The sequence below is a fragment of the Shewanella sp. MF05913 genome, assembly GCF_059758095.1.
Genome location: NZ_JCAYNT010000002.1, coordinates 470,384 through 495,232, shown reverse-complemented (window position 1 = coordinate 495,232; position 24,849 = coordinate 470,384). Strand labels below are relative to the sequence as shown.

Here is a 24,849-nt window from a genome sequence, read left to right as displayed (position 1 = left end):
AGACTGTCAAAATGGCACGTTATTTCCGTCGTCGCAAGTTCTGCCGTTTCACCGCTGAAGGTGTTGCAGAGATTGATTACAAAGATATCGTTACTTTAAAGAACTACATCACTGAAAGCGGCAAGATTGTTCCTAGCCGTATCACTGGTACTAGTGCTAAATACCAACGCCAACTAGCTCGCGCTATCAAGCGTGCTCGTTATCTTTCTCTACTGCCATATACTGATTTACATCAGTAATATTGCAGTATTAATTCCTAATCGAATAAAGAGGATTTGATAATGAACGTTATTCTGCTAGATAAAGTTGCAAACTTAGGTAGCTTAGGCGACCAAGTTTCTGTTAAAGCTGGTTATGCTCGTAACTTCCTTTTACCATATGGTAAAGCGGTTGTAGCAAACGCAGCAAACACTGAAGTATTTGAAGCTCGTCGTGCTGAATTAGAAGCTAAATTAGCTGCTGAATTAGCTACAGCGACTGCACGTGCTGAAAAATTAACTGCATTAGAATCAGTTGTTATTGCTTCTAAAGCAGGTGATGAAGGTAAATTGTTCGGTTCAGTTGGCAACCGTGATATCGCTGATGCAGTTACTGCAGCTGGCGTTGAACTTGCTAAATCTGAAGTCCGTTTACCTTTAGGTGCTTTACGCACTACTGGTGACTTCGAAGTTGAAGTACAAGTACACGCTGAAGTTAAAGCAGTAGTTAAAGTTTCTGTTGTTGCAGAAGCTTAATTACCTTTAGCTCCATAAAAGAACACCGCCTCAGGGCGGTGTTTTTTTATGGGCGATATTTATACCACTCAATATAAGAAATACTTGATTTAGATTTTAACGCAGGTAATGCTTTGTTATTGAGTTTTAGTTTAGAACGTTGAGCGAAGAATAATTAACAATGCTGTTCTTTAATCATGGCCAATATTGAGTGTCTCAAGAAACTAAATGTTATAATTGTGACAATATATTTGTATTGATTGGAATGGCGTTAGACATCTATCGTATTGAAATGAACACCTTGCGATGTTCATTTCATACAGATTATTTAATGATTATTCGACTTCTGATAATTGTTTTTCTTCAGTGTCACTCACTGCTTGGCTCGATATATTATCAGTCTGTACTTTAGGCTTCGCTTTTGCATTGCCTGTAGATATTTCAGTATCAGCTTTCTTTTGCTCTACCGTTTGAGCCGTTGCTTCAGCAGCCTCCTCAGTTAAGGCTTCAACGGTTACTTCAGTGGACGTTTCGGTTTCTATTGAAGTTAGTACTTCCGTTGGTACTTCGGCTAACGCTTTAAGTTGTGTTTGAGCTTTTACTTCAGTTTTTATACCAGTGGTTGTTTCAGTAATGACTTCAGACGTCGCTTCGGTTACTGCTTCTGTAGATGTTTCGGCTGATTCTTCTGCTACGGTTTCCGTTGATGCCTCAGCTACGATTTCCTTTGGTATTTTGCCTTCGGCTGTCGTTAACGTTTTAGCATTAGTATTAACGACCTTTTGAATAACGACCTTCTTTGGTGCTTCGACAGCAACTTCAGTTGTCGCTTCGGCTACTGCTTCAGTTGTCGCTTCGGCTACTGCTTCAGTTGTCGCTTCGGCTACTGCTTCAGTTATCGCTTCGGCTACCGCTTCAGTTGTCGCTTCGGCTACTGCTTCAGTTGTCGCTTCGGCTGCTGCTTCAGTTGTCGCTTCGGCTGCTGCTTCAGTTGTCGCTTCGGCTGATACTTCCGTTAACGCGTCGGTTGCGGCTTCAGTTGTCAGCTCACCAGCAACTTCAGCATTCGCTTCAACGAGTGCTTCTGCTTGTGTTTCTACTGAGGCATCAATCGGCATTTCCGTTAACGCGTCGGTTGCGGCTTCAGTTGTCAGCTCACCAGCAACTTCAGCATTCGCTTCTGCTTGTGTTTCTACTGAAGCATCAATTGGCATTTCCGTTATCATTTCTGTTGCGATAATAGTGGTGGTCGGCGTGATCACTTCTGGTATGTCAGAGTTTCTGGTCAGTGATAATTCTTTAATTAAGTTATCAGCGTGGTCAACTTTATCCATCATCCATAGTATGTAGCGAATGTCGACGTGGACAGCGCGGGTGATGGTTGGGTTAAAGAACCAGTCTTTAGTGATAGCTTCGTAGGTTGAGTCGAAGTTAAGTCCGACAAGTTCACCTCTACCATTAAATACTGGCGAACCTGAGTTACCACCGGTTGTGTCTGCGCTGGATAAAAAGTTAACCGGTACAGAATTGAAATCGGCAGGTTTGTCTAAACAAGACATAAACTGGCAGCTGCTCTGCTGTTTATATACTGAGGTGACACGGTGATCACCTAAGTCACCCGACTTAATGGCGGCCAACAATTTAGCCGGAACATTATAAGGTTCTTTACCTGTGTGCTTTGCCAACAACCCTTCTAAGCGAGTAAAAGGCTGTTTGTAGGTGGCGTCTTTAGACAGATAACCATCGACCATGCCGTAAGTGATACGTAAGGTGCGATTTGCGTCTGGGTAAACGGGCCAGTTATTAGACTTGTAATAGTTAATAATAGCTTTCATGTATTCAGGGCGTGCTGACGACAACTTACCGTCGAGTATTTTTTCGCGTTTCTCTAACGCCATATTGGTGTCGTGTATCGCAACAGCTAAACGAATAAAGGGATCTTCACTGGTTTCAAAATCTATGGCTGTCTTTTTCATCCAAGCAAGACGCTTTGTTTGGTCTGTGAGCTCTGTTAATGCATATAAGGCTTCAACTTTAACTTCTAAGGCTTCAAAGTTGCCGGTAATACTCAATGCTTTATCAAACACTTTATTTCTAAGTGGCTGCCTCACATAAGCTTGTAAATCTTGTAACCACAACGTTTTATCCACCGCAGGGTCAAAGCTGCTATCAATACGTCTTAGTGCAGCTTTAAACATTTTCATGTCTCTAAGCTGATATCCTGGTTCACGTTTGTCGTTGGGTTTCTTTCTTTCTTTTGCTAAACGATACAGTTTACTGGCCGTATTAAGCATTTCGCTCGATTGGGCATTTTTAAAGAAGTAGTTTGTTTGTGATTGCTCGTGCTGCTCAGTCAGTAATGCTTCAAGATTACTGATCACATCTTGATTGGCAGTAGGGTCTTTTTTTAACCACGCTAAAAAGTCATTTTCACGTTGCTGTTTAATACCGACAATATCGGTGGCATTAAAGCCATCGAGAAGGCCATTGAACTTTTTCATGCGATTGGCCATCGATGCCATCGTACCGGCATATTTCAAGGCAATTTCTTTATCAATCGCGCCCATAAAGTTCACAGTATCAATTTGTAATTGATAGCGTTTAGCGTAAGTAGGGTAAATCCAATCACTGGCAAATTGCAGTTCGCTGGTGAGGTTATAACGGCTGGTTGAACCTGGGTATCCCGCGACAAAAATACCGTCTCCGGCTTTAACGCCGTCAGCATTAATTTTTAGATAGCTTTTAGGTTGGTAGGGCACATTGTCTTGATTAAACGTCGCCGGTTTGCCGTCTTTACCGACATAAGCGCGTAAAAAGGTAAAATCACCAGAATGACGTGGGTATTCGTAATTGTCGATGTCACCACCAAATCCACCGACCGTTTCGGGGGGAGCATAAACCAAGCGCACATCGCGAATAATCAGTTTTTTAGTGAGGTAATACTCGAGGCCATGGTGAAAGTCATCGACTTCGCAGCGGTAATTACTGTCGATTTCACACTCTTTCACTAATGCTTTGCTATTGGTTTGGATCTGCTCGAAACGGGTTAAAGGCTCGTCGCTTAAGTTGGTGAGTACTTTGTTGGTGACGTCGGTCACTTCTTCAGTAATGTAAAGGCGCTCATTAGGCCCCGCCGACGGTTCTTCTGCTTGGGAATGTGCTAAAAAGCCATTTGCCAAATAATTATGTTCTTTTTTGCTGTTATATTGAATCCCGCGATAGGCACAATGATGGTTTGTGACAACTAGGCCTTGGGGCGATACAAAACTGGCGGTACAATAGCCCAAGCTGACGACAGCGTTCATTGGGTATTGGCCTAAGTCGGCAAGCTGAGATGCAGGAATATCAATGCCACGTTGTTGTAATTTGTCGGCAATGGACAGCATTTGGTAAGGCTGCCACTGTCCTTCATCAGCATAAGCGAAACAGGATGTCAGCACTAATGCTGCAACAAGTGCAATACGCATGTATTTTCCTTAAATGAATAATTTATTAACCGTTGACTGAGGCGTCGTTTTCATTCTAAATGACTGCATTTTAAGCTTAGTCACGGTGTTATACCATATTTTATAAAGTCGTTGTAAATTGGGAGCGTTAATGTCACAACAAGGTGCTTTTAAAGCCAGAAATAGGCAAAAAGATGCAGAAGTAAATGCATTAAAACTGCCTCCACATTCGATTGAGGCTGAACAGTCCGTTTTGGGCGGCTTGATGCTCGATGCTGAAGCGTGGGACCGTGTTTCTGAAGCGGTTGTGCCTGAAGATTTTTATTCTCGCTCACATCGAATGATTTTTAATGCGATGCAAAAGTTAATGGAGTCTGGGCAGCCGCTCGACTTAATTACCGTCTCTGAACAGCTCGAAATCGAAGATCAATTAGACGACGCTGGCGGTTTTGCTTATTTAGGCGAAATTGCCAAAAATACCCCCAGTGCCGGTAACATTTTATCTTACGCAGATATCGTGCGTGAACGTGCCGTGGTACGCGACATGATTGGGGTAGCACATGAAATTGCTGATGCGGGTTATAACCCAGAAGGTCGCGACTCAAGTGCGTTATTAGATTTAGCCGAAAGCAAGGTGTTCAAAATTGCCGAAATGCGTACAAACGCCAATGAAGGCCCTGAGAACATCAAAAGTATTCTTGAAAAAACCGTCGACAGAATCGAGCAACTTTATAACAACCCACATAATGGTGTGACGGGCGTATCGAGTGGTTTTGGCGATTTAGACAAAATGACGGCCGGTTTCCAAGCGGGCGACTTAATCATTGTGGCGGCACGTCCATCGATGGGTAAAACCACCTTTGCGATGAACTTGTGCGAACAAGCCGCGATGAATGAAGACAAGCCTGTGCTTATTTTCAGTCTCGAGATGCCGTCAGAACAGATTATGATGCGTATGCTGGCCTCACTTGGCCGCGTCGATCAAACTAAAATTCGTACCGGCCAATTGGATGACGAGGATTGGGCACGTGTTTCATCTACGATGGGGATTATGCTTGAACAAGGCAAAATGTACATTGATGATGGTTCAGGCTTAACCCCAACGGAAGTGCGCAGCCGCGCCAGACGTATTGCCCGTGAACACGGTGGTTTGTCGATGATTATGATCGATTATTTGCAGTTAATGCAGGTGCCATCGTTAAAAGATAACCGTACTTTAGAGATTTCAGAAATCTCGCGCTCGTTAAAAGCCTTAGCAAAAGAGCTCGAAATTCCGGTTATTGCACTATCGCAGCTTAACCGCTCACTAGAGCAACGAGCAGATAAACGTCCTATTAACTCAGACTTACGTGAATCGGGTGCGATTGAGCAGGATGCCGACTTAATTATGTTTATTTATCGTGATGAGGTGTATAACGACAACTCTGAAGATAAAGGCACCGCCGAGATCATTATAGGTAAACAGCGTAACGGTCCTATTGGGCGTATTCGCCTTGTATTCCAAGGGCAATTCTCTCGATTTGATAACTATGCTGGACCACAGTTCGAAGAAGATTAATTATTGATTATCAATTATTTAATTTTACTTCGTGGTTATTTATGATCTTCAGTTAGCGATAGAATATCTTGGTTTTACTCGTAACATGCGTCATGTTTTTATTGTTTAAATAAGGCTCTCTATTGAAACCGTTTCCTCGTGCAGAAATCAGCCGTTGCGCATTACAAAGTAACTTGGCGCAGCTGCGTCTTATCGCCCCTAAAAGTAAAATCATGGCGGTTGTAAAAGCCAATGGTTATGGTCATGGTTTGTTAAATGTGGCTGAAAGCGTTGGTATATTGAATTTTGTCGAAAGTGTTGGCAAATATCATGGTGGTGCCGATGGGTTTGGTTTAGCAAGGCTTGAAGAAGCATTACAGCTGCGCGCTGGCGGTGTCGAAGGTAAGCTTTTATTATTAGAAGGTTTTTTTCGTCAGTCTGACTTACCTATACTGGTCACTCATAATATTGATACTGTGGTTCATCATGAATCGCAATTGCAAATGCTTGAGACCATTAAGCTTGATAAACCGGTAACGGTGTGGATAAAAATTGATACTGGCATGCATCGCATTGGTTTTACGCTAGATCAGTTTGACAGTATTTATCAACGTTTATTGCAATGCCCACAGGTGGCTAAGCCTATCCATTTAATGACTCATTTTGCCTGCGCAGATGAGCCAGATAACAAGATGACGCAAACGCAAATGAATGTGTTTGAAGAGCTCATCAGTGGTTTAGAGGGCGACCGTACTCTGGCAAATTCTGCAGGTACATTATTTTGGCCATCAAGCCAGGCTGATTGGATAAGACCAGGAATCGCCCTTTATGGTGTCTCTCCTGTTGTCGGCGATAAAGGCACTAATCATCGGCTTATTCCAGCCATGGAGTTAGTGTCTAACATTATTGCAGTGCGTGAGCACAAGGCCGGTGACAGTGTTGGCTACGGTGCATTCTGGACCGCCAAGCAAGATACTCGATTGGGTGTCGTCGCGATTGGATATGGTGATGGTTACCCGCGCAATGCCCCAGAAGGCACACCCGTTTGGATTAATGGCCGTAGAGTACCCATTGTGGGCCGTGTGTCTATGGACATGTTAACGGTAGATCTTGGCGCCGATGCGCAGGATAAAGTGGGCGACAGCGTACAACTTTGGGGTAAAGCATTGGCGGTTGAAGAAGTCGCGGAACATATCGGCACGATTGCTTATGAACTCGTGACCAAATTAACTCCTAGGGTGCTGGTAGAGTTGCTCGATTAGCTGTTTAAATAGCATAAACATGTGCTAAAAATGGCCAACTTACCACAGTAAGTTGGCCATTTTTATGTGTTCTTTAGGTCAATGCGCTAAAAATAATCGTTAACATAAAAATCATCGTTAATAATTATTACCCCTAATTTAGGCTCGCCAGTGTTATGTTACTTTGCATCTTCGAAACAAATTTCAATAAAAGCATTCCCGTATTCATGTGTAAAAGGCATCATGATTTTTTTGCCGCGTGCTTTGTGAGAAATCGTATGATTTTTGCCTGACACTACCGCTGGTGTTGCCATATCAAAGTCATAACCTTTTTCGCTGAGCAAATTCTTTGCACCGCCAGTCACCATATTGGTGATTTCACCGACTAAGTCAGTCACTTCATCATTAATAGTGTTAGGTTTTTCACCGAGCATTTTATTCATGATTTCAAGAATTAAGGTTTGCTCAAAGGTAATAGACAGCGAGCCACGAGTTTTAGGCCCCACCATACCAATCAAGCCAGAAACATCGCCTTTAGCAAGGTCATGGTTTTTGAGTTGGGGTTTACCGGGCTTAAGATCCATTGTCGCCATAGTTGAGATTACATTGATCAAAGAAACAAGAAATGGGTTAATGAATTCAACGTTCATAGGCAAAGATGTCCTCTAGATTAAAAATGCTAAATCAGTTTCATGTAAATTATCGGTGTTTACCCCAGTATTATATCTGCACGTTAGCTTAAATATACACCGATTAATATTTAAGCTAATTCTTATGAATACACACTATATCAGTAAAGTGAAATACAAGTTAAAGCTTAGAACACAAAAAACAAATTGAAAGAGACATTGCTCGTAAAAACAATTTTTATACAGAGATTTGGTGTTGTAGATAGATAAGCTGACCGGCAGTAACTGTTTATTGTGTAAGTTGCTTCGTTATCGAGTACATACCGTTTTAGTAAGCCAAATATTGATATATCAAAACGTATTGAATCAGTTTTACTCGATTTAGTCAGCTGCTTTTATTGGCCAAATCACAACCTTATTTCTCCCTGTTGTTTTAGCTTTGTAGAGTGCTTCATCAGCTTTAACAAGCATGCTGTCTAACGACATTTCGGGATGGCCGCAATTCGTCGCAATACCCATACTGACAGTGACTTGTATATTATTTTCATTAAATGATATGTTCATTTCTTCGACTTTTTGGCGCAACCTTTCACCTGATATTCTGGCGCCTTGAAGATCGGTCTCTGGTAAAATTATGATGAACTCTTCGCCTCCAAAGCGTCCAATGATATCGATATCGCGTAAAGCCTTAGTACATATAGCGGCAAATCTTTGAAGGACTTTGTCACCAGCAATATGACCAAACCTGTCATTAACGTGCTTAAAGAAATCGATATCAGCAATTAATAGCGAAAATGGACGGTTGTTTTGAAGACATCGAGCTAATTCTTGCTCGGCTAACGTAAAACATTGGCGACGGTTTAACAGCCCCGTTAAGGTATCTGTTGTTGCTAGGCGTAGCAGCTCTTCTTCATGTATTTTACGTTCTGTGAGATCGAGTCCTATGCCTTGATAACCTAATGGTTGTCCATCATTGGAAAGAATTAAGCGGTCAGTCCATTGGTACCATCGCACATTTCCAGCAATATCTTTACCACTATGTTCATGCGAACAGATTGGATTTTCGGGCGTGATACCCGCTAAATGAATTTTAGCCCCCTCAACATTTTCAGCGTCCATGACATCATAAATACTCATGCCGATAATATCGTCTGCACTAGCACCAAAATAGCTGCACAGTTCAGCATTCGCTAATGTCACTATGCCGTCAGTCGTGTAACGATAAATCAATGCAGGCATATCTTTGACCATTGCGCGGTAAAATGCCTTTTCTATTTGCAGATCTCTTTCTATTCGCTGGATGGTGTCTGATATAACAATGAACACCAGGACTTCTAATAAGTTGTCATTATGATCAAATACCGGCGAGTAGCGCAGCGATAATGATAATACTGCGCCATTATTGTGAAGAGTGAGCTTTACCGCCTGGTCTACTTGGGTTTGGCAAGCAACTAACCATGGACAATCGTGCAATGAATCTTGTATACCGTTGACAATATGTTGCCATTGTTGACCAGTAAGCTTATTGGCGCTATGGAGTGGTTGAACATCGTTTTTAGCAAGAAATTTTTTGAATAGTAATTCTATTTCAGAGTCGATGGCGATAATGGAAAATTGTTTGTTTAGCCTGACAATCCCATGCTGGATGACGTTAAGCGTCATTGCTTCATCTAAATCATTACTCTGTGAGTTAAGGTTCATAAAGTGCCTTGTTGATGCCCAGTCAAAGTGATAAATATCGATAATGATGTGTTAGGCCTGATTAGCGATCAAAGTACCCTATATTGTCCTTAAGTAACTAAGCAATTTTTTGAATAGCCATATTTTATTGAATGAAATTGTATTAATCATAAATGTTAAAAACAACTATTCAACCTAAGGCTATTAACGGCAATAAGATAACTCACTTATTTAGAAGGGACTTTCAGCCCCTCCCATAAACGAATGATTCACTGTATAATGCTCAGCGATTCTTGCAGACATTTCAAGCGTGCAAACCGCTCAATGATGTTGATGATATATCAACGATATTGAAGTTACGTGTGGTATTGATAAAAGCCTTACTTCGGTATTCAACTCGGTTTTAACCTCTCACATGACTTTACACGTGCACGATTAACCCAGATTATGAGTAAAATAATTCAGTGAATACAACGCCTAAGTTCATGACCTCAACAGATACCCTCGATCGTACTTTTTCAATCGCGCCTATGCTTGATTGGACTGATCGTCACTATCGTTACTTTGCGCGTCTATTGTCGGCTAAGGCGCTGCTTTATACTGAAATGGTGACAACCGGTGCAATATTGCAAGGTAAGGGCGATTATTTAGCCTATAACACTGAAGAACATCCATTAGCGCTGCAACTTGGTGGCTCTAACCCCATTGATTTAGCCGCATGTGCCAAATTGGCTGCAGATCGTGGTTATGATGAGGTTAATCTCAACGTAGGGTGTCCGTCAGATCGGGTTCAAAATGGTCGTTTTGGTGCTTGTTTAATGGCTGAGCCCGCCTTGGTGGCAGAGTGTGTCGATGCAATGAAGCAGGTTACTGATATTCCAATTACCGTCAAAACCCGTATTGGCATTGATGAACAAGACAGTTATCAATTTTTAACCGACTTTATTGAGACGGTCAACGCTAAAGGGTGTACTGCATTTACTATCCATGCACGCAAAGCGTGGTTACAGGGGCTAAGCCCAAAAGAGAACCGTGAAATTCCGCCATTAGATTATGAGCGCGTGTATCAATTAAAGCGTGATTACCCGCAGCTGAATATCAGCATTAATGGCGGCATTAAAACACTGGAAGAAGCCCAGTTACATTTAGCGCAGTTAGACGGGGTGATGGTTGGCCGCGAAGCGTACCAAAATCCGTATATTTTAGCGTTGGTAGACCAGCAATTGTGCGGCCTTGATAGCCCTGTCATTACTCGCGAGCAAGTGATTGAGCAGATGCTCCCCTACATTGAGGCCCATTTAGCTCAAGGTGGTCGCTTGAATCATATTACTCGCCATATGATAGGTTTGTTCCAGGGGTTACCTGGCTCACGTGGTTGGCGTCGTCATTTAAGTGAAAACGCCCACAAACCTAATGCCGATATTAATGTGGTACTAAAAGCGGCAGAGTTTGTTGATGCCCAGGCATTAGCAGAATCACAGGCTTAATTCGATTACCTAATACCTAATACCTAATATCATTGAACTTTAATAAGTGAGTCGTCACTTATTAATATGGATAGGTATAATATGATATTCGCTCGACTCTCCCTTAAAAGCGCCTTTATTTAGGCGCTTTTTTGTTTTTGATTATCCACAATGGATGTGGTTTTTCCTGTCGTATTCCTTCCATATTTTCTGTTGATTTAATGTACTAGTCATTTTCGCCAACTTGGTGGTTAATTTTACTACCTGTTGGTTTTTTGAACTCGATGAGTTTATGTTTTATATTCAGTTATAAATAGTAAAACTGTTTATTATTAGTCTCTTGCAATGGATTGCGAAAGTTGGCACGCAGCTTGTAATACCCATAGTGTAATCAACTAGACGGGTGTTTAGTTGCCATTAACCAACACAAGAAAGGATGCCACCATGTTTACATTAACTCCAAATAAATTAGTTCGTCGTACTGTTCAATTATCTATTGCTGCTGTTGTACTGGCTACTGCGAGTGTATCTGCGCAAGCTGATGAAATGTCGGTGAGTCACACGCTTAATGCGCTTGAGCAAAATATGACTCAAGCAAGCCAAGAAATGATTTCAACCGCTAAGCATGAGTTTATGTTGTCTTTACAGACTCAAATTGCACAGCAAGTATTTGAAATCAAATCAAGCTTTGCAGAATTGACATTTGCTGAACCTGAATTGAACAAAACGGCAATTGCAGCGAAAACTGCAGAGAACAAGTAATGGATTGGGTGTTAAATATAGGCTTGGTGCTGCCGTTAATGTTGTTGCTATTAATGCCGGTAATCAGTTTTGTATTGTTTGCTACGTTAGTGCGCTACGTGAGTCAGCGGGCTGATATGGCCAGACATTAATGACCAAGCTTAAGAGATAGCAGTAAGAGATGTTGTTCATTGCTAATACGCGAATCATGAAAGTGGTCAGCAAAAATGAATACAGAATATCGATGTGTCAGTAGGCAATGTTACAGGAGATAAAATATGAATCGTTTAATCAGTCGATTACAAGATGAAGCACGGATTGTGTGTGGTGTATCGGCTAACTTAGCCAAGCAATACGGTTGGTCGTTATTATGGACTCGTGTTGTGACCATTGGCTTAGTGGTGACTAATCCGAGTATTAGCCTCGCTGCGTACTTTATTGTTGCTGTTGTTATGAGTCAAAAAACATCACGCTTTTAATGCTCAACCCTTGTTAAGTCGTCTGGGTTGAGCGGGGTAATTAGCCCCGCAACTAATGTGTAAGGCTAATGAAGTGGTCGTTATTTGTTTAAAAAGGCTTTAAAACGTTGTTTAGCCTCATCACTTTGTAAACGCTCGGCAAACTGCACCAGTTCTAATTTCATTTGGGCTTTAACTTGAGCCTGGTTATGACGTAACAGTTGTTTTGAAGCTTGCATAGATAAAGGTGGCTGGGCCGCCAATTTTTTTGCTTGCGCAAGGCTGAAGCTCATTAGCTCATCTGCGGCAACTACACGATTAATCAAATTTAACTGCGCAGCGGTTTGTGCATCAAACGCGTCACCTAATAAAATCAACTCTGCGGCTTTATGTTGGCCAACAATCGATGGCAACAATATACTTGAAGCAGCTTCTGGTACTAAGGCTAAATTGACAAAAGGCATTTGGAATTTGGCTTTATTGTCGGCATATACTAAATCACAATGCAGTAGTAAAGTGGTACCGATACCGACTGCAGCCCCAGTCACTGCAGCAACGACAGGTTTTTTCAGATCCAGTAAACAAAACAAGAATTTAACCGTTGGATGATTATCATCTAATGCACCACTTTGCAGGAAATCTACGATATCATTACCAGAAGTAAAGCAGTCGTCAGTGCCATGAAACATAAAGGCGCGAATGTCGTTGTCGGCTTCGCCTTGGATCAGGTATTCTGTTAGTTGTTGATACATTTCTAGATTGAAGGCATTACGTTTTTCTGGACGATTAAACCCAATGATGCGTACGCCTTGATCATCTCTTACCTGAATATAACTCATTCGTGATTTCCTATAGTGAATGCGAGTGTGGTTTACATGGAGTTTAAGACATTGAAAGCAATATTCAAACACCTGTTTAACTTTTTAGTGTTATCATCATTGTCATTCGCAGCGTCGGCTAGTATTGTTCTTGTTGATGGACATGTTAGAGCGATGCCTGCGAGTGTGCCAAATACTGCAGCTTATTTTACGCTAGAAAATCATACAGCAAATGCAGTGACATTAGTTGCGGTCAATACACCCGCGGCTAAAGAAGCACAGTTACATACGATAATTGAAGAAAATGGCATGGTAAAAATGCGCCAAGTTAACGGTTTTTCAATACCGTCTCATGGTTCGCTAACACTGCAACCTACTGGCGACCATGTCATGCTGTTGTCGTTAACAGCACCGTTAGTGGTTGACGATAAAGTGCCACTAAATTTAATTTTTGAAGATGGTCAGCAACTTATGATTGAGTTACCTGTCTTAAAACAGGCTACAACTCAAGAAGGTGAGCAAGCTGACCATCATCACCATCATTAAGGAGTGATATTGATGCAAGTTACAAGGAATAAAATATTAGGCGTAGTTGGAGTACTTTCTTTAGTGCTTTATGGTGTGAGTGTTTGGTGGAGTATTGAGCCAGATCCAATCAAACCGATTTCGGCGCAAACGGATAATTCGAAAAAGATCATCGGCTATAGTACTACTAGTTCATTGATTTTAACCATGGAAACCTTGCTTGATAAGCCAGGTGGATGGTTATCAAATGATGTTATGCCACCGTCATTAATGATGGATAACATGCCGGCATTTGAATTTGGTGCGTTAGAACAGGTGCGCGATTTAGCGTTAATTATGCGTAAAGAGTTTAGTCGCTCACAGTCTCAATCGACGGCTGATAACGACTTACTTGCCGCGCATTCTAAATTAAACATCGAAAACACCAGCTGGCTTGTTCCTAGTGCAGAGGGTGAATACCGTGAAGCGATCAAATTACTGAAACTTTACCGCGCTAAGATTAGTGACCCGAATAACAATAACGCGCAGTTTTATGCTCGTGCCGATAACCTAAATGAATGGCTAAAAGAAGTGCAAAAGCGTTTAGGCAGCATGTCACAACGTTTATCTGCAAGTGTTGGTCAGGAACGTTTAAATACTGATTTAGCCGGTGATAGCTCTGCCCGTCAATCAACACCAGGCGACTCTAGCAGCGAAATTAAAACCAGCTGGTGGAAAATTGATGACGTATTTTACGAAAGCCGTGGTTCTGCTTGGGCATTACTAAACTTCATGCGTGCAATTGAAGTTGATTTTGCTGATGTATTAGAAAAGAAAAATGCTGAAGTTAGTTTACGTCAAATTATTCGTGAACTTGAAGCAACCCAGCAGACCGTGTGGAGCCCTATTGTGCTCAACGGAAACGGTTTTGGTTTAGTGGCTAATCACTCGTTAGTGATGGCGAATTATATCTCGCGAGCTAACGCTGCGGTTATTGATTTAACTAACTTAATTTCTCAAGGATAATGATGAAAAAGACTCTTCTTGCCACCGCTGTAGTGGGGTTATTAAGCATGTCATCGGCACATGCGGCAACTGTTGTGGGTTTTAAAGTCGGTGCGGATTATTGGTTGGCTGACACGACTAACTCATTCAATGATGACGATGGTGTCGCGCACAGTTTTTCTGACGACTCGTCGCAGGGCAGTGTTTGGATTGCGGTTGAGCATCCTTTCCCGTTTATCCCTAATATCAAAATTCGTGAAAACCGCTTAGAATCAAGTGCCGGTTTAGACAATGTCGATTTTACATTCAATGGTCATGCATTTGAAGGTGAAGTGTCGGTAACCAACGAGCTAAACAACACGGATTTTGTGCTGTATTACGAAATTTTAGACAATGATTTAGTGTCAGTTGATTTAGGTGCTGCCTATAAAAAAATGAATGGCTCGTTACGCGTTGCTGACGCAGGTCATCCTGAGGAAATTGATATCGATAGTGGTATCTTTATGGGTTATGCCAGCGCGCAAGTTGGTATGGTTGGCTTAGGCTTATTTGGTTTTGCTGACGTATTATTTGGCGTTGATGAATCTAATGTCTATGACTACGGCGTAGGCTTAGGTTGGCAATTTGACAATTTAGCTGTCGATACTTTAGTGCGCGTGGGTTACCGTGATTTTAACTTTGATGTCAGTGATTTTTCTGATGTGTCACAAAATACTCAATTTAAAGGCGCTTTTGCGGGCGTTGAACTGCGTTTCTAAGTCTTTAACTAAAGTACAGCCCAATAAAAAACCGCCAACTGGCGGTTTTTTTATGGTTAACAAATGGAGATTACTGTGCAATCAAACCGTTGTTAATGGCAATCACATCATCTTCATTTAACGTCCCCGCAGCCTGTTTTAGCGCTAGGATTGAGTTAATGTAGCCATAACGTGCTTCAGACAACTGACGCTTTGAATCGTATAAGTCGCGAGTACGGTTAAGTACATCAACAATGGTACGTGTACCGACTTCAAAACCCGCTTGAGTGGCTTTTAATGCACTTTCAGATGAAATAACTGATTGCTCATAGGCTTTGATAGAGCTAATCGATGCCGTCACGTTATTGAAGTTGTTACGGACATTTTTAGTTACACTACGGTGCGTTTGTTCTAATAACTCGCTCGCTTCAACATAGGCAAATTGCGCTTGCTTAACCTGCGAGGTGACCTTAAAGCCTTCAAATAATGGAATGCTTAATGTCACACCAATATTGGTGTTGTCATAATCAGGGCCAGGAGTTTGATCCATACCTTTGTTATAACCCGCATTAAAGTTTAAAGACGGCATGTGACCCGCTTTGTACAAGCTGATGGTCTCATTAGCGATATCTTTAGCGATACGTTGAGTCATTAAATCAATGCTGTTGGTCTCAGCCATTTTCAACCATTCAGCTGAAGATGTTGGTGCTGGAGAGCCGGCTGAAAAGCGGTTGGTGTCTAATACGTTGATTGACTTGTGGTCGATACCGGTAATTTCACGTAATGCTTCATAGCTGTTGTCTAGCGTATTTTGTGCAAGAATTTCAAGCGCTGAAGCTAGGTCATATTGCGCTTGAGCTTCATGTACGTCAGTAATGGCTGTTAACCCTACGGCAAAGCGTTGTTTAGTTTGCTCTAATTGGCGTTCAATCGCCGCTTTTTCAGCACCCTGGAACTCATAGTTGTCTTTAGCGGTTAATACATCAAAGTATGCGCTAGTAACACGAGTAATCAGTGATTGAAGCGTTGAGGCGTAAGCAGAATCGGCTTGTGATGCTGCCATTTCAGCCAAATCTAAACCAACCCATGCACTATGGTCGTATATCACTTGAGATAAGCTAACACCACCAATGAGTCCGTCGGTATCATCAGCTGGATCGTTCCATGCTTTTGCATAACCCACATTGGCACTAATTGTTGGTAGCAATGGTGCGCGGTTTTCTTCAATGCTTTCATATAACGCATCACGTTGTGCTTTGGCTTGTAAAACGATAGGGTCGCTAGTCAGCGCTTGCTGATAAATTTGCAATAAATCGTCAGCCTGCGCTGCTGGTGCGGCAATAGCAAAAGCTAATGCTGCGTATAATGAACCAATTTTGAATTTCATTTGCTGCCCTTTTAGACAATGCCTCATCAATTTGAGGTGTTAAATAACTGATTAATTTGGTCATGCCGCACAGTTAAGCTTAAGGTAGATAGCAAAGCAAACTTAACGTGGCAATCTGTCGGAGCATTGTGCTCAATTTTTTCAGTGCTCAATGTGGTAAAAATACTTCACAATACGCAATTATATTGTGCACTATTTTTATATCTACCATGCACTCTAAATAGTATTGATTTTTTGTTTTTCAAGTCAAATTTGAAGTGTAACAGATTTTATTTTATTTAAATCCGTTTGTGTTCGTAATCAGTGTGCCGTTTAGTTATTAATTATGTGATTTTAACCTGCTAAAATACACTTATATGAGCATTTTTTAAGCCACAAGGAACATTATGTCTGACCATTTGAGTACATCGACTTTTAATGCCGATTCCGATTTTGAGCTGATTGCTAAAAAAGTCCTCTATAAAGGTTTTTTTCAGTTAGATGAGTACACCTTTAAGCATAAATTATTTAAAGGTGGCTGGAGTGGCGAGGTTACGCGTGAAGTTTTTGAGCGAGGTAACGCGGTTGTAGTGCTTCCCTATGACCCAATTCGTGACGAAGTCGTGTTAATTGAACAAATTCGCCTGCCAGCATTAGCAACTACTAAATCAATCTGGCTTCTTGAGTTAGTGGCGGGTATGATTGAGCCCGGCGAATCACCAGAGCAAGTAGCAACGCGTGAATTGGCAGAAGAAGCGGGCTTAACATTACAAAGTTTAACGCCAATAAACAGCTACTTAGTGAGTCCAGGCGGCACCACTGAACGATTTTATTTGTTTTGGGGGCACGTTGATGCCACTAAAGCATCTGGAGTACATGGGTTAGAGCATGAAGATGAAGATATCCGAGTGCACGTTGTGAGTCGCCAGCAAGCCTACGATTGGGTGAACGATGGCCGCATCGACAACGCCTCTACAGTACTGGGTATTCAGTGGTTAATGCTGAACTACCAAATGATCCGCAATACACTTTAAGCGTATTAGAGACAAAGATTTGCAGATAGGAACGATTGAGTGACAGTGTCAAACCACAATAAAAAGCAAAAGTATCAACCGAATGTCAGCGCATTTTTAGCAGTGTGCGGTCGTAATTACGCGCATATTTTAAAATGGTTACCTGAACAGTTTAGCCTCAATGAGCCTTGGCCGGTTGAGGGTGAATTTGGCACTTTGATAGTCAATATTGTTGAAAACACTAAATACACTCAGTTAGTTGAAATTTCGCGCCCTATACCAAATGGACATTTTTTTAAATCTCCAAAAGCACTTGTTCGCGTCTATCACGATGCTCAATTAGCAGAAGTGTTAACTAGCCAACAGATTTATCGTTTAAAGCCAGTGTATGATTATCCTAATATACATATGCATCATAGCGATGAGAAGTTTCAAGTGAATGCATTCCTTGAAGATTTATTGAAGATTGGCGCTCGGAGAGTGGCTTGCCAGTCATAGTTTATTTACTATTTTATTGTGTTAGGGATCTTTAGTGCTTAAAGACGCAGTACATTATTCTGTTGCTGAAAATGAACCTGTGCGATTAGTCCAAGTGACTGATCCGCATCTTTTTGCCGATCCTGAAGGTCAGCTATTAGGTGTTAACACCACAAATAGTCTTCAAGCAGTGTTAAATACGTTCATGGCAACCAAATACCCCGCTGATCTGTTACTGGCTACCGGTGATATCAGCCAAGATTATTCGCCTGAGTCTTATCAACACTTCGTTGATAGAATTGAGGCGCTTAATCTTCCTTGTCATTATTTACCCGGTAACCATGACGACCCTCGCTTAATGGCCTTGCGTATGCAAGGTGAGAAGGTCTTTGGCCAACAGCTTATTGTGATAGGTGCATGGATTATTTTAATGCTCGATTCAACAGTACGCGGCAAACCCGGTGGTTACATGGGTGATCAACAATTTGCACTGATTGATGCCGCCATCAAAGCTCACCCAAACAAGCATGTATTGTTAGTGATGCATCATAATCCCATTATGATGGAATGTGCTTGGCTTGATCAGCATTGTATGATGAATGGTGCCGACTTTTTAGCGCGTACCAGCCGCTACCCGCAAGTTAAAGGCGTATTATGGGGCCATGTTCATCAACAAGTCGACAAAGTCCATGTTGGGCCACATGGTGATATCCCATTAATGGCAACACCGTCTACGTGTATTCAATTTAAACCACTTTCACCTTATTTTGCTTTAGACCAAGTACAACCCGGTTATCGTTTGCTGGAGTTGGCAGGCGATGGTAGCATTCGCACTAACGTTTACCGCGTGCCTGGAAATCGCTTTTCACCTGATAACGAAGCGAATGGGTACTAATTAAGATGTAATTTACCGACTCGCGAGGAAATATGCTGCTTTATATACATGGTTTTAATAGCTCGCCGCAGTCGGACAAAGCCGTTCAAACCGCTCAGTATATCAATCAACATTACCCAAACGTCGCATTTCATCAACCGCAACTGCCTTCTTCACCGCATGCCGCGATGACACTGTTATGTGAATTAACCGAGCAAGCTAAGCGACAAGGGCAAGCATTACGCTTTATTGGCTCATCTTTGGGTGGTTATTTTGCCAGTTATTTAGCCGAAATCTATGGTGGTAAGGCTGTTTTGGTTAATCCTGCCGTAAAACCCTTCGAATTATTTGAACAGTTTATCGGGCCTCAATATAATCCCTATACCAATGAACATTATCAGGTGTTGCCTCAACATCGAGATGATGTAGCGCTGTTTGATACTAACGTGATTCAACACCCTGATCGTTTTCTGGTGCTGTTGCAAACTGGTGACGAAGTGTTAGATTATCGACAAGCATTACATAAGTACCACAGCTGCGAATTACATCTAGAACCCAATGGCGACCACAGTTTTGTCGGCTATGAACAACAATTAGACAAAATTTGTAATTTTATTCAGCTGTAGCGTTTTACGTTATAAATAATGATCAATTTGAGCTAACTTTGGCTCCATTTAACTCCAAATGTGTGGACTATGACCAACCAATATACTTCAGATGCTATTGAGGTCCTTAATGGACTAGACCCGGTAAAGCGCCGTCCTGGTATGTATACCGATACCACCAGACCAAATCACCTTGGGCAAGAAGTAATTGATAACAGCGTCGATGAGGCGTTGGCAGGCCATGCAACTAAAATCGAAGTTATTCTACATACTGATAACTCATTGGAAGTGACCGATGACGGCCGCGGCATGCCAGTGGATATCCACCCAGAAGAAGGTATTCCTGGGGTCGAGCTTATTCTGACCAAGTTGCATGCTGGTGGTAAGTTTTCAAACAAAAACTACCAATTCTCTGGTGGTTTGCACGGCGTGGGTATTTCAGTTGTAAACGCCTTGTCTACGCGTGTTGAAATTACCGTACGCCGCGATGCTCAAGTGTACGATATGGCATTTGAAAACGGCTTTAAAGTTGAAGAACTTGTGGTAACCGGAACGTGCGGGCGCCGTAATACCGGTACGCGAGTGCATTTTTGGCCAGACGTGAGTTACTTTGATTCACCTAATTTTTCAGTCAGTAAGCTTATTTATTTACTGCGTGCTAAAGCCGTGTTGTGTCCCGGTTTGCGGATTAAATTTACCAATAAGCACACCAGTGAAGTTCATGAGTGGTTTTATGAAAGCGGGTTAACCGATTATCTTCAAGAAGCGATAAAAGACTCGTTAATGTTGCCTGAAGTCCCTTTTGTCGGCAGCTTTAAAAGCGACTTAGAAGCCGCGGATTGGGCGATTACCTGGCTACCAGAAGGCGGTGAAAGCCTTAATGAAAGTTATGTAAACTTAATCCCTACACCGCTTGGTGGTACTCATGTTAATGGCTTTAGACAAGGTTTACTTGAGTCTATGCGTGAGTTTTGTGAGTTCCGCAATTTGATCCCCCGCGGGATCAAATTATCGCCGGATGACATTTGGGATCGTGCCGCATTTATTTTATCGATTAAAATGCAAGACCCACAATTTGCCGGGCAAACCAAAGAAAAGCTCTCTAGCCGTCAAAGCTCCGCCTTTGTGTCAGGCATTGTCCGTGATGCTTTTTCTCTGTGGTTGAACTCCAATACCGAGCTAGCCGAACAATTAGCTGAGCTATGCATTAATAATGCTCAACGTCGCTTAAAAGCCGCTAAGAAAATTGCTCGTAAAAGAGTGGTATCCGGCCCAGCATTACCGGGTAAGTTAACCGATTGCAGTGGCCAAGACCCAATGCGTGGAGAGTTATTCCTCGTAGAAGGTGACTCTGCTGGTGGCAGTGCAAAACAAGCCCGTGACCGTGAGTTTCAGGCAATTATGCCGCTACGTGGCAAAATTTTAAACACCTGGGAAGTTGATGCTTCGCAGGTACTTGGCTCGCAAGAAGTGCATAATATTTCAATTGCGATTGGTTGCGATCCCGACAGTGAAGATATTTCAGAACTACGATATGGCAAAATATGTATTTTAGCCGATGCGGACTCGGATGGATTACACATTGCGACGCTGTTATGTGCATTATTTTTGAAGCATTACCGCGTGTTAGTTGAAAAAGGTCATGTGTATATCGCCATGCCGCCACTGTTTCGTATCGATCTTGGCAAAGAAGTGTTTTATGCGTTAGATGAAGCAGAGAAAAACGCTATTTTAGATCGCATTGTCGCTGAGAATAAAAAAGGCAAAGTACAAGTCACGCGATTTAAAGGTCTGGGCGAAATGAACCCATTGCAATTACGTGAAACCACAATGGATCCTAATACACGCCGTCTAGTGCAACTGACAATCGATGATGCCGACGAAACATGGTCGCTAATGGATATGCTTTTGGCAAAAAAACGTGCGTCTGACAGAAAAATTTGGTTAGAAAGCAAAGGTGATTTAGCATTACTTTAAGTACATTAGTAATAAGACAAGCAGTTAAATGCCAATAACAATATTAAGATAAGGCAAAAGAGAATTAACATGCAGTATTTCAACCTTCGATCTTATTTGCATATAGGCAATAAATTCACATTTGCGTGGATGATGTTATTAGGGCTATTTCCAGCCTCGATAGCGTTAGCCTCTCAGTCGGTAATGATTACTGTCACTAAAGGTTTTGGGCTCAGTTTGTATGCCTCCGACTTAGGTGATATTAAACAAATGACGGTGGGTGACAACGGCACGCTATTTGTGGGCTCGCAAAAAAGCGGCACCGTGTATGCGCTTGTTGATAGCGATCAAAATGGTCAAGTGGACAAACGTTATTTAATTGCCCGTGGCTTAGAATACCCTGAAGCATTAGCGTTTCATGATGGCGCACTGTATGTCACCGAAGAAGATCGCATTATTCGCTTTGAAGAAATTGAGTCTCGTTTACGTCGTCCTAGCCGTGCCCGCGAGGTGTATTCTAACTTACCCAATTTAGATAAAAAGTATACTCGTTCAATGCGTTTTGGCCCTGATGGTCGCTTATACGTGTCAATTGGCTCTCCATGTAACGTGTGTGAAGCATCATCGCCTTTTGGCAGTATTGTCGCGATTAATGTCGACACCGGCGCCAGTGAGCAAGTCGCGATTGGTTTACGCAGTGTTACCGGTTTTGACTGGGCACCAGGTGATAAAAAATTATGGTTTGCTGACTTAGGCCGCAATTGGATGGGCGATAATATCCCCGCGGATGAAATTAATCGTGTTGACATTAAAGGCAGCCACTTTGGTTTTCCTTATTTGCATGGAACCGACGTGGTTGAGCCCGCATACGACAAACCTAAAAATTTGAATGTCATAGTGCCTGAGTTTGAATTGCCAGCTCATGTTGCTCCAACAGGCCTTAGTTTTTATCGAGGGCAGCAATTTCCAGAACGTTACCAACATAAGATTTTTGTTGCTGAAAATGGTTCATGGAATCGCTCGAGTAAAGTGGGTTATCAAATCGTGATGCTCGACATTGAAAACAACAAAATTAATCAACGTGAAACCGTGGTGAGTTTTTTGGACGGAGAATTTCCCGTCGCTCGTCCGTTTGATGTGATCAATGCCCCAGATGGTGCAATGTACATATCAGATGACTTAAAAGGTAATGTTTACCGCTTGTTTTATAACGCACCCGAACTATCACAGGAATCTAACTAAATGAGTGATTCGATTGAATTAAGCCTTGATGGCGTAGAGCAAATGCCGCTGAGGCGCTTTACCGAAGAGGCTTATTTAAATTATTCAATGTACGTCATTATGGACCGCGCCTTACCGCATATTGGTGATGGCTTAAAACCGGTTCAACGTCGTATTATTTATGCCATGAGCGAGCTGGGTTTATCGGCACAATCTAAGCATAAAAAATCAGCTCGTACAGTGGGTGACGTTTTAGGTAAATATCACCCGCACGGCGACAGCGCCTGTTATGAAGCGATGGTGCTGATGGCGCAGCCATTCTCTTATCGTTATCCGCTCGTTGATGGCCAAGGTAACTGGGGTGCTCCTGATGACCCTAAATCGTTTGCGGCGATGCGTTACACCGAAGCAAGATTGTCTAAATTTTCGGAAGTTTTACTGTCTGAATTAGGCCAAGGCACCGTTGAGTGGGGCGCCAACTTTGACGGCACTATGAAAGAGCCTAAAACCTTACCTGCAAGATTACCGCACATTTTACTCAACGGTATCACCGGTATTGCAGTGGGCATGGCCACCGATATTCCGCCGCACAACGTGCGCGAATTAGTGTCGGCGTGTATTGAGCTGTTAGACAATCCGAAAACCGAATTAGGCCGCTTGATGGAGTTGGTGCCAGGCCCTGATTACCCAACAGAAGCTGAGATTATTACCCCAAAGGCTGACATCGAAAAGATTTACGAAAGCGGTAAAGGCTCAATTAGAATGCGCGCGGTGTTCAGAGAAGAGCAGGGCGAAATCGTTATCACTTCGTTGCCACACCAAGCCAGTAGCGGAAAAATTTTAGAGCAAATTGCTAACCAAATGCAGGCTAAAAAGCTGCCTATGGTGTCTGATTTACGTGATGAGTCGGACCATGAAAATCCTGTTCGTTTAGTGATTGTACCGCGTTCAAACCGCATTGACTGTGACCAGTTAATGACGCATTTGTTCGCCACCACCGATTTAGAAAAAAGCTTTAGAGTTAATTTAAACGTACTAGGTTTAGACGGCCGTCCACAAGTTAAAGGATTAAAAACCTTATTAACAGAATGGTTAGAGTACCGGGTCAGTACGGTGACTCGTCGTTTGCAGTATCGTTTAGACAAGGTGTTAGCACGGTTACATATTTTAGAAGCGTTAATGGTCGCGTTTTTAAACATTGATGAAGTGATTGAAATTATTCGTTTTCATGACGAACCTAAAGCGGAGCTAATGGCACGCTTTAACTTGTCAGATAAGCAAGCTGAATCGATTTTAGAATTAAAGCTACGACACTTAGCCAAGCTTGAAGAATTTAAGATTAAGGCAGAGCAAGACGAGTTAGCCGCTGAGCGCGACAAATTAGAGTTATTGTTGAGTTCTGATCGTCGCTTAAAGACGTTAGTGAAAAAAGAGTTACTTCAAGATGGTGAAACCTATGGCGATAATCGTCGTTCACCTATCATTGAACGTTTTGATGCTAAAGCACTAACAGAGCAAGAGCTTACCCCAACAGAATCGGTCACCGTGGTGTTATCTGATAAAGGCTGGGTACGTTGTGCCAAAGGTCATGATATTGATGTCGAGGGATTGTCTTATAAATCGGGCGACAGTTACTTGTGTAGCGCGATGGGTAAGAGTAACCAAGCTGCGGTATTTATAGACTCTACAGGGCGTGCATTTGCCACCGACAGCCATACGCTGCCGTCTGCACGAAGCCAAGGTGAGCCTATCACTACGCGCTTTAATATGGCGCCAGGTGCGACCATGCAACATGTGTTGATGGGGAACGACGAACAGTTCTTCTTGTTAGCCACAGATGCAGGTTATGGTTTTATTTGTACTTACCCAGACATGGTTAGCCGTAATAAAGCGGGTAAAGCATTATTAAGCTTGCCGACTAACGCATTGGCATTAACGCCTAAGTTAATTAGCAAAGGCAGTGAGCAGTCTTTATTAGCGATTACCTCGGAAGGGCGAATGCTGATGTTTAGCGTTGACGCATTACCGCAGCTATCAAAAGGTAAGGGCAATAAGATTATTGGTATTCCGACAGAGCGAGCCAAAAATCGTGAAGAACTACTGTTGCACCTTAATGTTGTGCCGCACAATACCGCTGTAACCTTATGGGCAGGTAAGCGCAAGCTCACCTTGAAACCAAGTGATTTAGAGCATTACCGCGGTGAGCGTGGCCGACGTGGCGCTAAATTGCCACGAGGATTACAGCGTGTTGATAGCGTTGATGTGGAAATTGGCGCGTTAGCCGATGATGGCATCCAAGACGATAATATTGAGATTCAAGATTAAATCACGACACTAAGAGTTAATCTTTTAGTTTAGCTCT

General features: G+C 42.3%; 22 protein-coding genes and 1 pseudogene. 18 read left to right on the top strand and 5 right to left on the bottom strand.

Translation table 11 applies throughout. The annotated features are described in order from the left end of the window. Nucleotides 1-11 precede the first annotated feature (11 nt). Together rpsR and rplI are read left to right on the top strand one after the other, a co-directional pair. Nucleotides 12-239 carry a 30S ribosomal protein S18 gene (rpsR, locus tag AC19MV_RS05585; RefSeq protein ID WP_006083042.1) on the top strand — a complete coding sequence of 76 codons (228 nt, stop codon included), beginning with the start codon at nucleotides 12-14 and terminating at the stop codon, nucleotides 237-239. Nucleotides 240-281: 42 nt separating this feature from the next. Continuing rightward, complete coding sequence (rplI, locus tag AC19MV_RS05580) at nucleotides 282-734, top strand: 50S ribosomal protein L9 (protein ID WP_432400013.1); 453 nt, start codon at nucleotides 282-284, stop codon at nucleotides 732-734. Nucleotides 735-1,990: 1,256 nt separating this feature from the next. Here the strand turns inward: rplI and AC19MV_RS05575 are convergent. After that, nucleotides 1,991-4,180: pseudogene (locus AC19MV_RS05575) on the bottom strand (S46 family peptidase); the annotation flags it as partial. Between the two features lie 130 nt (nucleotides 4,181-4,310). Between AC19MV_RS05575 and dnaB the strand changes: the two are divergent. Continuing rightward, nucleotides 4,311-5,717, top strand: coding sequence for a replicative DNA helicase (gene dnaB, locus AC19MV_RS05570; RefSeq protein WP_432400011.1), 1,407 nt, complete (start codon nucleotides 4,311-4,313; stop codon nucleotides 5,715-5,717). A 122-nt stretch (nucleotides 5,718-5,839) separates the two neighbouring features. Beyond that, the gene (alr, locus tag AC19MV_RS05565) at nucleotides 5,840-6,958 is read left to right on the top strand and encodes an alanine racemase (protein WP_498306218.1); all 1,119 of its coding nucleotides are present in this window, start codon (nucleotides 5,840-5,842) and stop codon (nucleotides 6,956-6,958) included. A 158-nt stretch (nucleotides 6,959-7,116) separates the two neighbouring features. On the opposite strand, the gene AC19MV_RS05560 is transcribed toward alr, so the two are convergent. Together AC19MV_RS05560 and AC19MV_RS05555 are read right to left on the bottom strand one after the other, a co-directional pair. Beyond that, a complete protein-coding gene (locus AC19MV_RS05560; RefSeq protein WP_432400009.1) occupies nucleotides 7,117-7,587 on the bottom strand; it encodes a chemotaxis protein CheX in 471 nt (156 codons plus the stop codon). Nucleotides 7,588-7,947: 360 nt separating this feature from the next. Further along, complete coding sequence (locus tag AC19MV_RS05555; protein WP_498306216.1) at nucleotides 7,948-9,267, bottom strand: sensor domain-containing diguanylate cyclase; 1,320 nt, start codon at nucleotides 9,265-9,267, stop codon at nucleotides 7,948-7,950. Nucleotides 9,268-9,731: 464 nt separating this feature from the next. Here AC19MV_RS05555 and dusA point away from each other — a divergent pair, with 464 nt between their 5' ends. The 4 genes from dusA to AC19MV_RS05535 all read left to right on the top strand — a co-directional run bounded on the left by dusA (nucleotide 9,732) and on the right by AC19MV_RS05535 (nucleotide 11,932). Beyond that, nucleotides 9,732-10,733 carry a tRNA dihydrouridine(20/20a) synthase DusA gene (gene dusA, locus AC19MV_RS05550; protein ID WP_498306214.1) on the top strand — a complete coding sequence of 334 codons (1,002 nt, stop codon included), beginning with the start codon at nucleotides 9,732-9,734 and terminating at the stop codon, nucleotides 10,731-10,733. A gap of 423 nt (nucleotides 10,734-11,156) precedes the next feature. Beyond that, nucleotides 11,157-11,474 (top strand): hypothetical protein, encoded by a 318-nt coding sequence (locus AC19MV_RS05545; RefSeq protein WP_498306212.1) that lies wholly within the window; start codon nucleotides 11,157-11,159, stop codon nucleotides 11,472-11,474. Then, nucleotides 11,474-11,605, top strand: a complete 132-nt coding sequence (locus AC19MV_RS05540) for a hypothetical protein (RefSeq protein WP_498306210.1) — start codon at nucleotides 11,474-11,476, stop codon at nucleotides 11,603-11,605. The genes AC19MV_RS05545 and AC19MV_RS05540 overlap by 1 nt, the downstream gene beginning before the upstream one ends. A gap of 126 nt (nucleotides 11,606-11,731) precedes the next feature. Next, the gene (locus AC19MV_RS05535; protein WP_160052655.1) at nucleotides 11,732-11,932 is read left to right on the top strand and encodes a PspC domain-containing protein; all 201 of its coding nucleotides are present in this window, start codon (nucleotides 11,732-11,734) and stop codon (nucleotides 11,930-11,932) included. Between the two features lie 80 nt (nucleotides 11,933-12,012). Here the strand turns inward: AC19MV_RS05535 and AC19MV_RS05530 are convergent, their stop codons facing one another. Further along, a complete protein-coding gene (locus AC19MV_RS05530) occupies nucleotides 12,013-12,750 on the bottom strand; it encodes an enoyl-CoA hydratase-related protein (RefSeq protein WP_432399990.1) in 738 nt (245 codons plus the stop codon). A 36-nt stretch (nucleotides 12,751-12,786) separates the two neighbouring features. On the opposite strand from AC19MV_RS05530, the gene AC19MV_RS05525 reads away from it, so the two are divergent. The 3 genes from AC19MV_RS05525 to AC19MV_RS05515 are packed head-to-tail and all read left to right on the top strand — an operon-like array spanning nucleotide 12,787 to nucleotide 14,996. Beyond that, nucleotides 12,787-13,275 (top strand): copper chaperone PCu(A)C, encoded by a 489-nt coding sequence (locus AC19MV_RS05525; RefSeq protein ID WP_432399989.1) that lies wholly within the window; start codon nucleotides 12,787-12,789, stop codon nucleotides 13,273-13,275. A gap of 12 nt (nucleotides 13,276-13,287) precedes the next feature. Further along, nucleotides 13,288-14,259 carry a DUF2333 family protein gene (locus AC19MV_RS05520; RefSeq protein ID WP_498306208.1) on the top strand — a complete coding sequence of 324 codons (972 nt, stop codon included), beginning with the start codon at nucleotides 13,288-13,290 and terminating at the stop codon, nucleotides 14,257-14,259. 2 nt (nucleotides 14,260-14,261) lie between these two features. Continuing rightward, complete coding sequence (locus tag AC19MV_RS05515; protein ID WP_498306206.1) at nucleotides 14,262-14,996, top strand: TIGR04219 family outer membrane beta-barrel protein; 735 nt, start codon at nucleotides 14,262-14,264, stop codon at nucleotides 14,994-14,996. 70 nt (nucleotides 14,997-15,066) lie between these two features. Here AC19MV_RS05515 and tolC read toward each other — a convergent pair whose 3' ends face one another. Further along, on the bottom strand, nucleotides 15,067-16,362 hold the full coding sequence (tolC, locus tag AC19MV_RS05510; RefSeq protein ID WP_498296717.1) for an outer membrane channel protein TolC: 1,296 nt from the start codon (nucleotides 16,360-16,362) through the stop codon (nucleotides 15,067-15,069). Nucleotides 16,363-16,748: 386 nt separating this feature from the next. Between tolC and nudF the strand changes: the two genes are divergently transcribed. The 7 genes from nudF to parC all read left to right on the top strand — a co-directional run bounded on the left by nudF (nucleotide 16,749) and on the right by parC (nucleotide 24,812). Next, a complete protein-coding gene (nudF, locus tag AC19MV_RS05505) occupies nucleotides 16,749-17,375 on the top strand; it encodes an ADP-ribose diphosphatase (RefSeq protein ID WP_498306204.1) in 627 nt (208 codons plus the stop codon). Nucleotides 17,376-17,414: 39 nt separating this feature from the next. Continuing rightward, the gene (locus tag AC19MV_RS05500) at nucleotides 17,415-17,852 is read left to right on the top strand and encodes a DUF1249 domain-containing protein (RefSeq protein WP_432399984.1); all 438 of its coding nucleotides are present in this window, start codon (nucleotides 17,415-17,417) and stop codon (nucleotides 17,850-17,852) included. 34 nt (nucleotides 17,853-17,886) lie between these two features. After that, entirely contained in the window at nucleotides 17,887-18,726 is an 840-nt protein-coding gene (cpdA, locus tag AC19MV_RS05495) for a 3',5'-cyclic-AMP phosphodiesterase (protein ID WP_498306202.1), read from the top strand. 32 nt (nucleotides 18,727-18,758) lie between these two features. Next, a complete protein-coding gene (locus AC19MV_RS05490) occupies nucleotides 18,759-19,331 on the top strand; it encodes a YqiA/YcfP family alpha/beta fold hydrolase (protein WP_498306200.1) in 573 nt (190 codons plus the stop codon). A gap of 69 nt (nucleotides 19,332-19,400) precedes the next feature. After that, nucleotides 19,401-21,287, top strand: coding sequence for a DNA topoisomerase IV subunit B (parE, locus tag AC19MV_RS05485; protein ID WP_498306198.1), 1,887 nt, complete (start codon nucleotides 19,401-19,403; stop codon nucleotides 21,285-21,287). A 129-nt stretch (nucleotides 21,288-21,416) separates the two neighbouring features. Next, on the top strand, nucleotides 21,417-22,508 hold the full coding sequence (locus tag AC19MV_RS05480) for a PQQ-dependent sugar dehydrogenase (RefSeq protein WP_498306275.1): 1,092 nt from the start codon (nucleotides 21,417-21,419) through the stop codon (nucleotides 22,506-22,508). After that, nucleotides 22,509-24,812: a DNA topoisomerase IV subunit A gene (parC, locus tag AC19MV_RS05475; protein ID WP_432399980.1), complete on the top strand. Its 2,304-nt coding sequence runs from the start codon at nucleotides 22,509-22,511 to the stop codon at nucleotides 24,810-24,812. Nucleotides 24,813-24,849 lie beyond the last annotated feature (37 nt).